13 protein-coding genes and 1 pseudogene are annotated in these 13,846 nt (G+C 69.0%); 2 read left to right on the plus strand and 12 right to left on the minus strand.

Going from position 1 to position 13,846, the window contains the following annotated elements; all coding sequences use genetic code 11:
* Window positions 1–47: 47 nt before the first annotated feature.
* The 12 genes and pseudogenes from YWY_RS0118565 to YWY_RS22840 form a co-directional block, all read right to left on the minus strand.
* Window positions 48–1,691: a phospho-sugar mutase gene (locus tag YWY_RS0118565; protein WP_028848845.1), complete on the minus strand. Its 1,644-nt coding sequence runs from the start codon at window positions 1,689–1,691 to the stop codon at window positions 48–50.
* Window positions 1,688–2,497: a purine-nucleoside phosphorylase gene (locus YWY_RS0118570; protein WP_028848846.1), complete on the minus strand. Its 810-nt coding sequence runs from the start codon at window positions 2,495–2,497 to the stop codon at window positions 1,688–1,690. The genes YWY_RS0118565 and YWY_RS0118570 overlap by 4 nt, the downstream gene beginning before the upstream one ends.
* Before the next feature lie 297 nt (window positions 2,498–2,794).
* Window positions 2,795–2,866: pseudogene (locus YWY_RS24740) on the minus strand (50S ribosomal protein L15); the annotation flags it as partial.
* A 489-nt stretch (window positions 2,867–3,355) separates the two neighbouring features.
* Window positions 3,356–3,934 carry a hypothetical protein gene (locus YWY_RS0118575; protein WP_028848847.1) on the minus strand — a complete coding sequence of 193 codons (579 nt, stop codon included), beginning with the start codon at window positions 3,932–3,934 and terminating at the stop codon, window positions 3,356–3,358.
* 9 nt (window positions 3,935–3,943) lie between these two features.
* Entirely contained in the window at window positions 3,944–4,201 is a 258-nt protein-coding gene (locus YWY_RS0118580; protein WP_028848848.1) for a hypothetical protein, read from the minus strand.
* A gap of 10 nt (window positions 4,202–4,211) precedes the next feature.
* Window positions 4,212–4,712: an ESX secretion-associated protein EspG gene (locus YWY_RS0118585; protein ID WP_028848849.1), complete on the minus strand. Its 501-nt coding sequence runs from the start codon at window positions 4,710–4,712 to the stop codon at window positions 4,212–4,214.
* A 3-nt stretch (window positions 4,713–4,715) separates the two neighbouring features.
* The gene (locus YWY_RS0118590) at window positions 4,716–6,068 is read right to left on the minus strand and encodes a WXG100 family type VII secretion target (RefSeq protein WP_156899354.1); all 1,353 of its coding nucleotides are present in this window, start codon (window positions 6,066–6,068) and stop codon (window positions 4,716–4,718) included.
* Between the two features lie 13 nt (window positions 6,069–6,081).
* Window positions 6,082–6,708, minus strand: a complete 627-nt coding sequence (locus tag YWY_RS23875; RefSeq protein ID WP_084609355.1) for a DUF3558 domain-containing protein — start codon at window positions 6,706–6,708, stop codon at window positions 6,082–6,084.
* Window positions 6,705–7,190, minus strand: a complete 486-nt coding sequence (locus YWY_RS0118595; protein WP_028848851.1) for a hypothetical protein — start codon at window positions 7,188–7,190, stop codon at window positions 6,705–6,707. Before YWY_RS0118595 ends, YWY_RS23875 begins: the two co-directional genes overlap by 4 nt.
* A gap of 711 nt (window positions 7,191–7,901) precedes the next feature.
* Window positions 7,902–9,692, minus strand: coding sequence for a serine/threonine-protein kinase (locus tag YWY_RS0118605; RefSeq protein ID WP_028848852.1), 1,791 nt, complete (start codon window positions 9,690–9,692; stop codon window positions 7,902–7,904).
* A 19-nt stretch (window positions 9,693–9,711) separates the two neighbouring features.
* The gene (locus tag YWY_RS0118610; protein ID WP_028848853.1) at window positions 9,712–10,173 is read right to left on the minus strand and encodes an ABA4-like family protein; all 462 of its coding nucleotides are present in this window, start codon (window positions 10,171–10,173) and stop codon (window positions 9,712–9,714) included.
* Window positions 10,170–11,204, minus strand: coding sequence for a hypothetical protein (locus YWY_RS22840; protein WP_245566727.1), 1,035 nt, complete (start codon window positions 11,202–11,204; stop codon window positions 10,170–10,172). The genes YWY_RS0118610 and YWY_RS22840 overlap by 4 nt, the downstream gene beginning before the upstream one ends.
* A gap of 84 nt (window positions 11,205–11,288) precedes the next feature.
* Here YWY_RS22840 and YWY_RS0118620 point away from each other — a divergent pair, with 84 nt between their 5' ends.
* Both YWY_RS0118620 and YWY_RS0118625 read left to right on the plus strand, forming a co-directional pair.
* The gene (locus YWY_RS0118620) at window positions 11,289–11,942 is read left to right on the plus strand and encodes a MerR family transcriptional regulator (protein WP_028848854.1); all 654 of its coding nucleotides are present in this window, start codon (window positions 11,289–11,291) and stop codon (window positions 11,940–11,942) included.
* A 54-nt stretch (window positions 11,943–11,996) separates the two neighbouring features.
* Entirely contained in the window at window positions 11,997–13,844 is a 1,848-nt protein-coding gene (locus YWY_RS0118625) for a methylmalonyl-CoA mutase family protein (protein ID WP_028848855.1), read from the plus strand.
* Window positions 13,845–13,846 lie beyond the last annotated feature (2 nt).

Consider the following 13,846-nt stretch of genomic DNA (forward strand, 5'->3'; position numbering starts at 1 on the left):
GTCACCTCGTGCCCGTCGGTCGTCGCGCGGCTCGCGCGACGACCACGCTACGCACCGAGCAACTGCCGCACATCTGCGCGCAGTGCTGACATCTTCCGCTCGGCTTCCCGGCGGCTCGCGGCAAGCTGGTCGTCGGCCGGGACGGGCTGCACGACCTGCAGGTACGCCTTGAGTTTCGGCTCGGTCCCGGAGGGCCGGACCACCACTCGCAGCCCGTCCGCCAGCAGCCGGATCCCGTCGGTCCTGGGCCGGAGATCGTCCAGCTCGGCGGGCGTGCCGGCGAGGGTTGCCGGTGGCTCGGCGCGCAGCTGCGCCACGCGCTCGGCCGCTTGCGCCGGAGATCCCAGCCGGATCGAGATCTGCTGGGTCAGATGCACCCCGTGGCGGCGCGCGAGCTCGTCAAGTCCCTCCAGCAGCGACGATCCTGCGGCCTTCCGGGCAGCGGCCAATCCGGCGACCATCAACGCCGCGGAGATCCCGTCCTTGTCCCGCACCGCGGCGGGGTCGACGCACAGCCCCAGCGCTTCCTCGTAGGCGAACACCAGGTTGTCGCCGGCACGGGCCAGCCACTTGAAGCCGGTCAGCGTCTCGGTGTACTGCGCGCCGTGCGCGGCGGCGATCGACTTCAGCAAGGAGGAGGAAACGATGGTCGTGGCCACCAGCACCCCCTCGGTGGTGGGTTCGGTCGCCAGCACGTGCTCGCCCAGAAGCCCGCCGGTTTCGTCCCCGGAGAGCATGCGCCAGCCACCGTCAGCCGAGCCGTCCGGGACGCCGACCGCGCAGCGATCGGCGTCCGGGTCGAAGGCGATCGCGATGTCGGCGTCGATGCGCCTGGCCAAGGCGAGAAGCTCGTCGCAGGCGCCGGGCTCCTCGGGGTTGGGGAAGGTCATCCCGCCGAAGTCGGGGTCGGGAGTGTCCTGGGTGAAGTGCACGTCGGTGAAGCCGGCGCGGCGGAAGGCTTCGGCCGCAGTCTGCGCACCGACTCCGTGCAGCGCGGTCACCGCGATCCGGATGTCGCGCGCCGAGAGCCGAGGCACCTGCGCGACCTGTTCCAGGTAGGCCTCCACGACGTCGTCGGCCAGTGTCTGGTACGTCGTGGCGCGAGGAACGGCGTGTGCCGAGGAGACCTCGGCGATGGCCGCTTCGATCTCGGTGTCCGCGGGTGGGATGATCTGTGCCCCGCTGGCGTCGTAGAGCTTGTAGCCGTTGTCCGGCGCGGGATTGTGGGACGCGGTGATCTGGATTCCCGCGACCGCACCAAGGTGCCGCACGGCGAAAGCCAGTACCGGTGTCGGCAGCGGGCGGCTCAGCAGCCGCACGTCGAACCCGGCAGCGGCGAGGACTCCCGCGGCGTCCGCGGCGAAGGCTTCGGAGCCACGTCGGGCGTCGCGCCCCACGACGACGAGCCCGCCGCCGTGGCCGTTGGCCTGGAGCCACGACGCCACGCCAGCCGTGGTGCGGACGACCACCGCGCGGTTCATGCCGTTCGGCCCGGCACGCACCGGGCCGCGCAGGCCCGCGGTGCCGAACTTCAGCGGCCCGGCCATGCGGTCGGCGAGGTCGTCGCGTGCGGCGGGGTCACCGCCCAGTGCGCGGGCGAGGACCTGCTGGAGCTCGGCCTTGGTCGCTTCGTCGATGTCGTCGGCGATCCACCGGTAGGCGGCGTCGCGCAGTTCTGCCGGGATGCTCATGCCCGCATCATGAGCTCGCGCAGCAGCGAACCCATCCGGTTGGCGGCCGCCCGGCCCGCTTCGACGACCTCTTCGTGGTCGAGCGGCTGACCGGACAGGCCGGCGGCCAAATTGCTGACCAGGGACAGGCCGAAGACCTCGAGCCCGAGCGCGCGGGCCTGGATGGCCTCCAGCACGGTGGACATGCCGACCAGGTCGGCGCCGAGGGTGCGGAGCATGCGGATCTCGGCCGGGGTTTCGTAATGCGGCCCGACCATGCCCGCGTAGACGCCTTCGGTGAGGGTGGGGTCGATCTCCTTGGCGAGCTGTCGCAGCCTGGGGGAGTAGAGGTCGGTGAGGTCGACGAAGTGCGGGCCGACCAGCGGCGACAGCCCGGTCAGGTTCAGGTGGTCGCTGATCAGCACCGGCTGGCCGACCTGCATGTCCTCGCGCAGGCCACCGGCGGCGTTGGTCAGCAGCACCGTGCGCACACCGGCAGCGGCAGCGGTACGCACCCCGTGCACGACGGCCGCCATGCCCTTGCCTTCGTAGTGGTGGGTGCGGCCGAGCAGCACCAGCGCGCGACGGCCGTTGCCGAGTTCGACCGACCGCGCTGTGCCGCCGTGCCCGATGGCGGTCGGCGCGGCGAAGCCGGGGAGTTCGTGCAGCGGGATCTCGGCGGTGGGGGCGCCGATCACGTCGGCGGCAGGACGCCAGCCGCTGCCGAGGATGAGCGCCAAGTCGTGTTTGGCCACTCCGGTGCGCCGGGCCAGTTCGTGGGCCGCGGCCGCTGCGTTGTCCACGTTGTCAACGTTGTCAGCTGTCACGGATTGCAGCCTAGATGTTCGGCCGACGCCGGTGGCGGCATGTGTCCCGAGTGCGTGACAAGTCGCTCGGTCGCGCAGCGACCCGTCCTCGCTTCGGCCCGCCAAGCCCGCCATGCTGACCGGTACCCAGGTCCTGGTGTCCACCGCCAACCCGGGGGCGAGGTCCACCGTTGATCCCGTGTGCGGTCCGGTTTCGGTCGTGTGGTGCGGTCCGGTGTTGGTGGTGGGGTGGGGTTGGCTGTCGGTCGTGGGTGCGGTTCGGCGTTGGTCCTGGGGTGGCCCTTGCCCGAGCCGTCACCCCCGGCCGACGCGGACCTTGTCCCGCTTCGCACCGGGTGCCGGCCGCAGATGGTGGACCTCGATAGCCATGGCTACTTGACCACCTGACAACCACAAGGTGGGCCCGGGCGATGTCTCCAGCGGGGCCGCCGCTGGCGTGGTGGTGCTGTGCCCGGCACGAGCATCTGCCACTCTCAAACCGGCAGGCACCTACTTGTGTGCATCGGTGTCCTTGGAACCGTGGTCGCCGCCACGGATGGCGCAAGATACGCCGAGCACTTCGCGCTCGCAGATTGCTGGTCTCGGGTACGTACCAGTCGCTTGCCTGGTGAGTTCGTCCGTCGGCGGCTGGTGGCGGCGGGTGCTGGCCTACGCTTCCGGTGGCGGTCTTGTCTACCGCGTCCGGTAGCGGTCTTGTCTGCTGCCTTCGATGGGGTCTTGTCCACCGCTTTCGGCGGCGGTCCTGTCCACCGCGTCCGGTAGCGGTCTTGTCTATTGCCTTCGGTGGGGTCTTGTCCACCGCTTTCGGCGGCGGTCCGCACCACTGCGTCCGGCGGCGGGTGCGTTTCGCCCGCTGCGTCAGGAGATCCCGTACCGGGGGAGGGGATCGCCTTCGTCCGGCATCAGCTGGGTGACGATCTGGTGGGTCAGCCAGTCCCGGATCGACGCTAAGTCGTCCACGGCGGACGGGCCGATCGGCTCGTGCAGGGTCTCCCCGGTGTAGAGCGCGAGCAACCAGCGATCCAGGAGCTGCACCAGGTCGAGTGCGGTGACGCCGAGGTCATGGCGCGCGGTGAAGTCGGGCAGGTACAGCCGTGTGCCTCCCCGGGGTAGCAGGTCGAGCACCCGGCGGTACCGGTTGGCCATGGGGATGAGCAGCTCGAGTTCGGTGCGCTCCCCGGCCCAGGTTTGCCTGCGCAGTTCCAGGACGGCGTCCAGCCGCGGGTCGATCGGCGCGAGCGGGCCGCCGACGGAGTGTTCGGCAAGCCGGTACTGGGTGAGCGCGCTGATGAACTCGACCTGGGCGCGCACCATCGCCAGATGCCATGGGCGCAGGTAGCCGACGAACCGATCACCTTCCCGATCCCAGATCACCGCGTCGTCCGGATCGGTCGGCAGCCGCTCCCACGGGGTCGTCCTACGCCGTCCGGACTCCATTGCGCCCACCTAGTTGTGCTGCGACTTCAGCAGGCTCAGCTCGCGGCCGACGTGCTCGACGATCACCGCACGATCGGCACCTCTGGCGTTGAGGTACAGATCGTTGTCCTCGCCGGTGACGTAGGTGATCCACCGCACGCCCGGTTCGACGTCGAGCACGACGGGCGACCGCGTGCCGCTGGTGTGGCGCCGCCCCAGGCTGTCCCGCACGGCGAGCATGATCTTGTTCACGGCCAGGCGGGATTTGGGATCGTGCAGCGCCTGCATGCGGCGAGCTTCACGGGTCAGGGTGCGCTCGACGGCGATGCCCGAGCTGCGCTGGGTGAGCTCCTGCGCCCGGCAGGTGATGGGTCTGTTCCCTCGCCGGCGGGCACGGGTCGAGGTTGTTGACGATCTCGTCGATCAGCGTGTCGGCGCGGATGTCGCGCAGCTCGATCTTTTCCTCGCCGACGACGAGCCGGGCGATCACGCTGTCGGTGCCGCTCAGGCCGCTGTGCAGCCGGATTTGCTTTTCCTTCGTCGCTGCGTAGACGTAGCACTCCTCCTCGGCAGCACAGAGCGCACGCAGCGCGATGACCAGCTCGACGCTTGGGGCTCCGCGGTCGAGCAGGCCTTGCTCCTCGAGCTCGGCGTGCGCCTGGCCGCTGAGGGCGCGCAGCTCCTCCTCGTCGCGCCAGATGGGCTCCGGCCGCAGCGTCGCGGGCAGCCGGAGCCCCTGGCGAGCAGCGAAATAGTCGAGTGTGTCGGGTGTCAGCCAGACTGGGTTGGGCAGTAGCACGGGTTACTCGCCAATGACTGGTGGAACGACCGTCATACCGGTGGATTCGTCGATGAGTTTCTCACCGTACTCGTCCACCTCGGTCTTCAGGCCAGGGTCCATCTCCTGCTTGACGTAGTACTCGTCCTTGTGTTCCTTGTCCTCTTCGCCCTTACCGCCACGGCCGGCGGCACCCATCATGCCGCCCATCATGCCGCCGCGGCCCATACCGGCACCCATGCCGCCCATGCCTTTGCCTGCGGCCATGCCGGCGCCCGGGCCCGCACCCGCGGAACCGCCGGGGCCGAACCCGCTGCGCGCACCAGGCGCGGCGTGATCGCCACCACCCGCGGCGCCGATCATGCCGCCGCCCATCATGCCGGCGGCCGCCGCCGCGCCACCGGCAGCGAAGCCACTGGCGCCGTCGCTGCTGCTGCGGAAGCCGCCACCGCGCGAGCTCGCGCGCGTCGCGCCAGGCGGAATGAGCCGACCGTCCGGGGTGCGGATGGTGCCGTCCGGGTAGCGGATGCTGCCGTCAGGCAGCCGTACCGCGCCGGGTGGCAGGCCGCCGGGAAGTGAGCCGGACTGGCCGCCGGAGGGCAGGGTGCTGCTGCCGGTGCCTCCGGTGCCGCCTGGTCCACCGGGCAGATTGACGCCACCGACGCCACCGGTGCCGGACGTTCCGGTACCTCCTCCGGTACCAGACGTGCCGGATCCACCGCCGTAGGTGCCCAGGCCGGTCGGGTCCGAGGAGATCGGGCCACCGGTGTAGCCGGAGGTCGTGGTGTGGCCGGAGTAGTTGTTGCTACCGCCCTTGAACCCGCCACCGACCTTTTTGCCGCCCCCGCCGCCGGAGTCTTCGACGGTGAACTTCAGGCCTTCGGGGCTGCCGACCAGCTCACCGTAGTTGGTCGGGATGGAACGAGCGTTCTCGTTGGTCCCCTCGACGTACTTGTTGTACACCTCCACCACACGAGCAGCTTCCTCGTTCCACTTCTCGAGCTTTTCGTCCTGGTCGGAGAAGATCGGCAGGTACTTCCCGAAGAAGTCGAGCTCCGGCTTCGGCCCAGGACCAGGACCGATCTCATTCTTCGTCCTCGTGAAGTTCTCGGCCTGCCCGTCCAGCTGCTTGGACACCGTGTGCAGGTTATCTGCGGATACTGTGAAAGCTTCTTGTAGGGCAGTTAGGCTGGTCACCGCTGCGTCGCTGGACTCGCCAGTCCATGCTGACTTCATCTTCGCTACAAGGCTATTGAAGTTCGATGTGCGTTCCTTGAACGCCTTAGTCATTTTTGTCGTGGTGGCCTCAGCGGTGCGGTAGCGTTCAGGGTTTCCCGCTTGCATGTACTGGGCTATTTGTTCCGCGGTGAGCCCCATCGTCCCCTCCGATTTATCCCCGACTCATTGTCGTTGCAGCGGTTTCAGCGGCCTTCTTGGCAAATTTACATGAATCCGATTCGCCGGTCGCCTGTCTGATCGACACGTTAACAGTGAGTACTTGGTTCTCGGTGATGCCGACAGCGAGGTTGCACCGGCCATTCGCGCGACCGTCGAAGGAGTTAGCGAAGACTCCCGGGAAACCGGCTACTTCGGTCGGTTCGAAATACTCGTAGAATTGGGGGTTCTGTTCGTGGTTGCGGTAAACACCGGCAATCCCGAGCGGTTGCTTGTTGTTGAAGTTGATGGTTACTCTGTTGCCCTGCTCATCGGCGAACTCGCACATGGGGCCGTTGTCGTGGTCCGGGTTGGGGGTGGCTGTGCTCAAGCCGAGCTGCCTTGCTTGCTCCTTCGGAATTGCATCGCAAGGTTTTTGCAGGTACTTCTCAAGGTTGGGAATAGGATTGGAGACCTTTGGTGCGTTCTGAGGGACGCCGTCGTCGGCACCGTTTCCTGGCGTGCTGGACGGTGTTGAGTCGATGTTGTCCCCACCAACCGGGATCCCATCCTCATCGTTGGAGCAGGCGGCTGAGGTCAGGCCGATGCAGACGGCAGCCACGAGCATCAACGCTCTCGTCATGTGGACACTTCTTTCGTGTGCTTCGCGAAGTCGGCGGCGGCGGCGTCGTCTTCTTGCTGTTTCCTGTCGAGTGCAGCGCTCAATGCGGCGACGAAGTCTGCGGCGAACTCGCGTTGCTGCATGATTGCCGCATAGGCCACCTTGAAATGATCCTCTGTAGCCATGAGATGAGAGCGACTAGCAGGGTCATCGGCGAGCGGTTGTAGGTTTATGGACATCGTGTCGAAGTCCGTCAGCACGGTGTCAATCTCGTCGACTTCGCTCTCGAACTCATCGCGGAGTGCTTTGACCTCCTCGGGACTGAACCGGAACTCGCCCGAACCGGAGCTGGCCTGCCCTGCCGTGGAGACAGCGTTGAACAGGGGACCGAAGATGGGGAACTTCTCCAGGAACTGTTCGGTAGGGCTCTTGTAACGCGGGGCCTGCTCTTCTTGCGACTCGGTGCCGGTTGCCCCCGATGAAGCCGGGCCCGTGTCGGTCATCTGTCGTCCTCCCCTGCAGTGGTCATGCGCGGTCAAGGGTACCGATGCTCACGTGGGGTGTCAGCGGATCCCTGAAACGCGCTGTCACCTCGGCTTGTGGTTGAGACGGCGGGCTTTGGCTGTGGGTTCCCTTGTGCGAACGTTCTTCTGGGTGAAGGTGGTTTGCTGGTGCGCTGCGCTGGGCCTGGGCCGTGCGGGGAGGATCATGGCCCCGGCTGTTCCGTGGGTGGGTGTGCTAGCCGAGGCGTGCGCGGTTGTTCGTTGTGGCTTGACGTGGTCAACAGGGCGGGAGCGTCCGGGGGCTCTGGTCACCGTGTCGTGCGGACCTCGGCAGGACCTGTGACTGCGCGGTGGCACTGGTGGAGGTGGGCGTAGGTTGTGTCGGGCATGTCCGAGTGCGCGCGGCAAGCCGGTCAGCTGCAGCGCCTTGTGTCCAGGGGGCGGCTGACGTCAGCAACGAGGCCTGGTCGGAACTGGCCTTATGTGCGAGAGCATCGCCTTGCTTGTCGGGGAGGGTAACGAGACGCCTTCGGGCGACAGGTGCGCCCCGCGCGAAACATACGGCATGCTCGACGCTTCGGGTAGCGCGGCCCGGTACGAGTAGGAGTGTCAGAGTGGCCCGCCCATGCGCACCGGTACCGCGGGCAGACACGTGGCCGTTGATGGTGCCGAGCAGGGGCCCGCTCATGCGCGCCGGTACCGCGGACGTCCTCACTGCGCGGCGAATGTTTTGGCCAGCCGTTCGAACAGCTGCACGCGTCCGGCGCGCTCCTCCTCCGCCGGAACGGTCACTGAGACCACCCACAGGTCCGAGTCGAGCCGGTTCAGGGCGACGAACGTCGTCCGGGCAATCCTGGTGTCCGGCGCGTCATCGGTGGTCGAGCCAGAATCCACCGTGCGGTAAGTCAGGCGGCCGCGGGTGCGCTCGGTCTCGTACTGGACCACCACCACGTCGCCTTCCGGCCACATGGAGACGACCGCGTCGACGTACTCGTCGAAGGTGCCATCGAGCGGTTCGGCAAAGAACTCGGGGAACCGCTCGACGCTCAGCACCTTGCTGCCGTCCGGCGAGACGTACTCGATCAACGTGCTGGTGGGCAGGTGCCCCAGGGACTGCTGGGTGACGAACTTGGTCCAGTCCACCGGCACGTCGATGGTGAACTGGGCGGGTGGTTCGCCGACCAGCATCGAGGCGTTGTCCGTTCGCGGCATCGCCTTGGCGTAGGTCGCCGTCGCGGGGGGCTGCGCCCGCTCGGGAGTCGGCCGGGGCGGTGGCGGCAGGACCGGCTCGCCGGCCAGCACCCGAGATGCCGCGAAACCACCCGCCAGGGTCGCCACGAAGAGCAGCACGGCAGCGAGGCCAAGCCCGGCCGTGGCCAATCGGGAACGTCGCCGGGGTTGCGGCAGCGCCGTCGACATTTCCTCGACGGCCTCGCGCTCGGCGGCTTCCGTGACCGCGAATGGCAACGGCCCGGGGTCGTCTGCCAGTGGGGCAGGGTCACCCGCACCATCCGACTGTTCACGGGCCTCGAGGCCATTCCCGGCGACGCTCACGGCAGAGCCGGCATCATCGTCGCCGGTGTTTTCGTCAGCATTGCCGCCAGCGTTCCCGCTTGCGTTTCCGCCTGCCTTCTCGTTTGCCTTGCCGCCGACGTCCTCCGGCAACAGGTCGTCGAACAGCGCCGCTGGGAACAGCGGACCCGGCTCCGCGCGCAGATCGTGCAGGGTGCGGCGGACGTCGGCGGGCAGCGGCCGAGCGTCCGGGTCCTTGGTCATCAGGGTGCTGATGAGCTCCGCAAGCGGCCCCGGGCTGGGCTGCGGCACTTCGTCATGGATCACCGCGTCCACCGTCTTCAGCGGGTCGCCCTCGGCGTCGTACGGCGGCCGGCCCTCGACGGCGGCGAACAGCGTCGCGCCCAGGCTCCACATGTCCGCGGACGGGGTGGCCCGTTTGCCGCTGGCGACCTCGGGCGCCATGTACGCCGGGGAGCCCAGCATGATGCCCGACGCGGTCATGGTGAGTTCCGAGACACTGCGGGCGATGCCGAAGTCGGTGAGCTTGACCAGGCCGTCCGCCGACACCAGCACGTTGCCGGGTTTGACGTCCCGGTGAGTGATGCCTGCCGCGTGCGCGGCTTCCAGCGCGGCGGCCAGCGCATCACCCACGGTGGCGGCCTGTCCCGCGGTCAACGGGCCGTGGCGGGCCAGCAGCTCCGCCAGGCTGACGCCGGGGAAGCGCTCCATGACCACGAACGGCGCCCCGTCCTGCTGGATCACGTCGTGCAACGTGATCACGTTCGGATGGGTCAGCGCTGCGATGGCCCTGGCCTCCCGCAGCGCCCGCTCCTTCAGCTGCTCGGCCTCGAGCTCGGGCAGGCCGGGCGGCAGCCGGACTTCCTTGACCGCCACCGACCGCCGCAGGAACTCGTCGAACGCCGCCCAGACCGTCCCCATCGCACCGTGGCCCAGCGGCGACCGCAGCCGGTACCGGCCTGCAACCAGCCGCTCCGCGGTTTCCGGGTCATGCTCCGACGGCACTCTCGTATTCTCGCCGATCATGTCCCGGCCGTGCGGGGCGTACGGCACGAAATCCGAACCAAATCAGCACCGCGATCGGGGACAACAGGACGGTCAGCAACAAAACCGGCGCCATCACCCACGGCGGCACCCCGCGGCGCAGGCCGTCGAAATAGATCCACCGCCCGATGAACAGGTCCCAGGCAATGACCTGCGCCCACAGCAGGGCCGCGCCGTCGGCCCCGCCTGCGAAGCCACGGAACTCCGCCAGCTCGGGCGTGCTGACCACCGCCCACAGCTCCGGCAGCACCGGCACGGCCAGCACCAAGTACACCACCAGGGTCGGCAGCATGATCAGCGGCGAGCCGATCACCCGCTGAGTCCAGCTCCACCGCGGCAGGAAGATCATTGCCGCCCAGAACGGGACCGTGACCCAGAAGGCCAGGCCGAACATCGTCTCGCTCATGCCGCCACCCGCTCACGCTGCGGCTGCTCCGACTGCTCCGGCTGCTCCGGCTGCCCGGACTGCGGCGGCTCATGCCGCGGCACCCCGGCACGCACGGCCCAGGCCGCCGCCAACGCCGTCGCCGTGACCAGCAGGCCGAAGGCCACCAGCGTGACGGCGTCCGGTGCCACGATCGGCTGGCCGCGCAGCGCCTGCCAGGTGACCAGCAGGCACAACCCGAAGTAGGCCGCGCCACCGATGCGCACCAGGCGCAGCCGGACCAGCTCGTCCCGCAGCACCGGCCACCGGACGGCCAGCGCGGTCAGCGCGATGGCCAGCAGCGGCAGGGCCTGCAGGGCGTGCAGCCCGATGAAGTGCGGGATGCGCAGGTCGCCACCGGTCGTGCTCCAGCCGAGCAGTGGCAAGCCGGGCCCGCCGTCCGGCACTCCCACCGCATGCGCGCCGATCATCGACGGCCGCTGGCCCGCCTGCATCCGGTCCACCTGCTCCGCGGTCGGCACCGCCATCAGATACGCCACGGCCATGCCGTACAGGGAGATCGCCGGGCCGAGCCGCACGGCGGCCCGCGACGCGCGGTCGGACACCTCGCTGCGCGAGATCAGCACCGTCAGCACTAGCGTCACGATCCAAGCGCCGGTGATCGCCGCGCCCATGATCCGGAAGACCCAGTTGTCGAACAGGGTCTCGTTGTTGAAGTGGCTGGCCCGGCCGCGGACGACCTGGCCCACGATGGCGACCATCTCCAGCAACAGCAACGCCATCACGATCCGCGACCCCCATCGCGTCAGCCGCGGCGCCCGCGTGATCAACGAGTTCAGCCAGGCCCAGGTCAGCGCGTACAGCGCGATGGAGATCGAGAACTTCAGCGGTTTCGCCCAGATCGGCTGGCCGCCGAGCAGCCGGTCGTCCAGCACCAGACCGCCGAGCGACACCACCGTCATCACGGCCATCAACCCGGCCAACGCCAGCATGGCCGGGTCCCAGCCGCGGGTGACGTCCCGCCATCGGCGAACCACAGGCACAGTACTCACGACGATCACCTCATCAAATAGATAGCAGCACTATCCGTATTAGATAGCTACGCTATCCATAAGTCAAGGCGGAAGGAGCAGCCCATGCGCATGGCCGAGCTGAGCCGCGAGTCCGGGGTGCCGGTGGCGACGATCAAGTTCTATCTGCGCGAGGGCCTGCTGCCGCCCGGCGAACGCACCAGCCCCAACCAGGCCCGCTACAGCCAGGCGCACGTGCGCAGGCTGCGCCTCATCCGGGCCATGCTGGACGTGGGCGGCCTGTCGTTGGCGCAGGTCACCAGGGTTCTTGCCGCGGTGGACTCGGACGAGCTCGGCCAGCACGACATCTTCGGCGTCGCGCAGGAGACGGTGACCCAGCCCGGCCTGGACCCGGACGACGACAGCGAGAGCGCCAACGCCGCCCGGGAGCGGGTGCGCAAGCTGATCGCCGACCACGGGTGGCTCGTCCCGCTGGATTCGCCGGTGGTGGGCGCGCTGGCCAAGGTGGTGGCCACCATCGCCGAGCTCGAGCCGGTGCTGCTGGAGCAGATCGACGACCGGGCCGACCTGATCGGCCGGATCGCGGATCTGGACGTCTCGCTGCTCGACGGCAAGTCGCTGGAGCAGCAGGTGGAGATCGTCGTCGCCGGCACGGTGCTCGGTGACGCGCTGATGTCCGCCATGCGGCGCGTGGCCCAGATCGATCGATCGGCCAGGCGATTCGGCTATTCCGGCGACAAGGCGTCGAAGCACAGGTGAATCGCGATTAGCGTCACAGCGCGACCGCGGCCGTGACGCCTAGCATTGCTGGGTATGACAGGGCCGTCTGATCAGTCGAACGCGGAGCCGGCGACGCTGACGTTGGCCGCGGACTTCCCCACGCCGAGCCACCAGGAGTGGCAGGAGCTGGTCACCGGGGTACTGCGCAAGCTGGGTCGCGAGTTCGGGGACGTCCCGGAACGGGCTCTGGAGTCGACGACGTACGACGGCATCACCATCAAGCCGCTTTACACGGCGCGCGACGTCGAGGGCCTGCCTCCGGCCGGTGTTCCCGGCCTGCCGCCGTATGTGCGGGGCAGCCGTGCCGAGGGGCGTCGTGGCGGCTGGGACAACCGCACCCTGCACACCGACCCCGACGTCGGCGCGACGAACGCGGCGATCCTGACCGACCTGGAGAACGGGGCCACCAGCGTCTGGCTGCGTGACCTGCCGCCCGCGCAGCTGCCGGAGATCCTGCACGGTGTCTACGTGGAAATGGCGCCGGTGGTGCTCGACATGGGCGAGCGCTACGCCGAGGCGGCCGACGCGCTGCTGCAGCTGTTCGCGGAGCGCAACGTCCCGGACTCCGAGGTCGTCGCCACCTTCGGTGCCGACCCGATCGGGCTGCGTGCCCGCACCGGCGAGCCGCACGAACTGCGCCCGGCCGCAGAGTTCGCCGCACGCATCGCCGCCAGGTACCCGAAGGCTCGCAGCACGGTGGTCGACGGGACCCCGTACCACGAGGCAGGCGGCTCGGACGCCCAGGAACTCGCCGCCGCGCTGTCCGCGGCGGTGGCGTACCTGCGCGCGTTCACCGAGGCCGGCCTGCCGGTGGAGCAGGCCGCCGCTCAGCTCGAGTTCCGCTTCGCTGCCACCGCGGATCAGTTCCTCACCATCGCCAAGCTGCGCGCGGCCCGCCGGTTGTGGGCCAGGGTGTGCGAGGTCTCCGGCGCGGTCGGCGTTCCGCAAGTGCAGCACGCTGTCACGTCTTCGGCGATGGTCAGCAAGCGCGACCCGTACGTGAACATGCTGCGTGGCACGGTGGCATGCTTCGCCGCTGCGGTCGGTGGCGCCGACGCCGTGACCGTGTTGCCGTTCGACGCCGCCATCGGCCTGCCGGACACCTTCAGCCGCCGCATCGCCCGCAACACCTCGACGATCCTGGCGGAGGAGTCGAAACTGGCCGGCGTCATCGACCCGGCGGGCGGCTCGTGGTTCGTCGAGAAGCTCACCGACGACCTCGCCACGGCCGCGTGGCGGGAGTTCCAGGAACTGGAAGGGCTCGGCGGCATCGTGGCCGCGCTGGACAGCGGCGCGCTGGCCGAGCGGCTGGAGGCGACCTGGCAGGCCCGCGCGCAGAACCTGGCGACCCGCAAGGACCCGCTCACCGGGGTCTCGGAGTTCCCGGATCTGCACGAACGGGCCATCGAACGCAAACCGCTGCCGCCTGCCCGGACGGGCGGGCTGCCGTCCATCCGCTACGGGCAGGAGTTCGAACGGCTGCGTGATCGGGCCGACGCCAACCCGGGCGGCCGCCCCAGGGTCTTTCTGGCGACGCTGGGCACCGTCGCCCAGCACACCGCGCGAGCCACGTTCGCGGCGAACCTGTTCGCGGCCGGTGGCATCGAGGCGGTCAACCCCGGGGCCACGTCCTCGGTCGCCGACGTCGTGGCCGCGTTCCTGCGCAGCCACACGACGGTGGCCTGTCTGTGCGGCACGGACCTGGCCTACCAGGAGCAGGCCGACGAGGTCGCGGCGGCGCTGCGCAAGGCGGGCGCCACCCGGATCCTGCTGGCAGGCAAGCCCTCCGACGCCCATCAGGGCATCGACGGTTTCGTCTACGCCGGATGCAACGCGCTCGAGGTGCTGACCGCCACGCTCGAGCATTTGGAGGTGGCGTGAGC

The organism is Thermocrispum agreste DSM 44070 (genome assembly GCF_000427905.1).
GTDB lineage: Bacteria > Actinomycetota > Actinomycetes > Mycobacteriales > Pseudonocardiaceae > Thermocrispum > Thermocrispum agreste.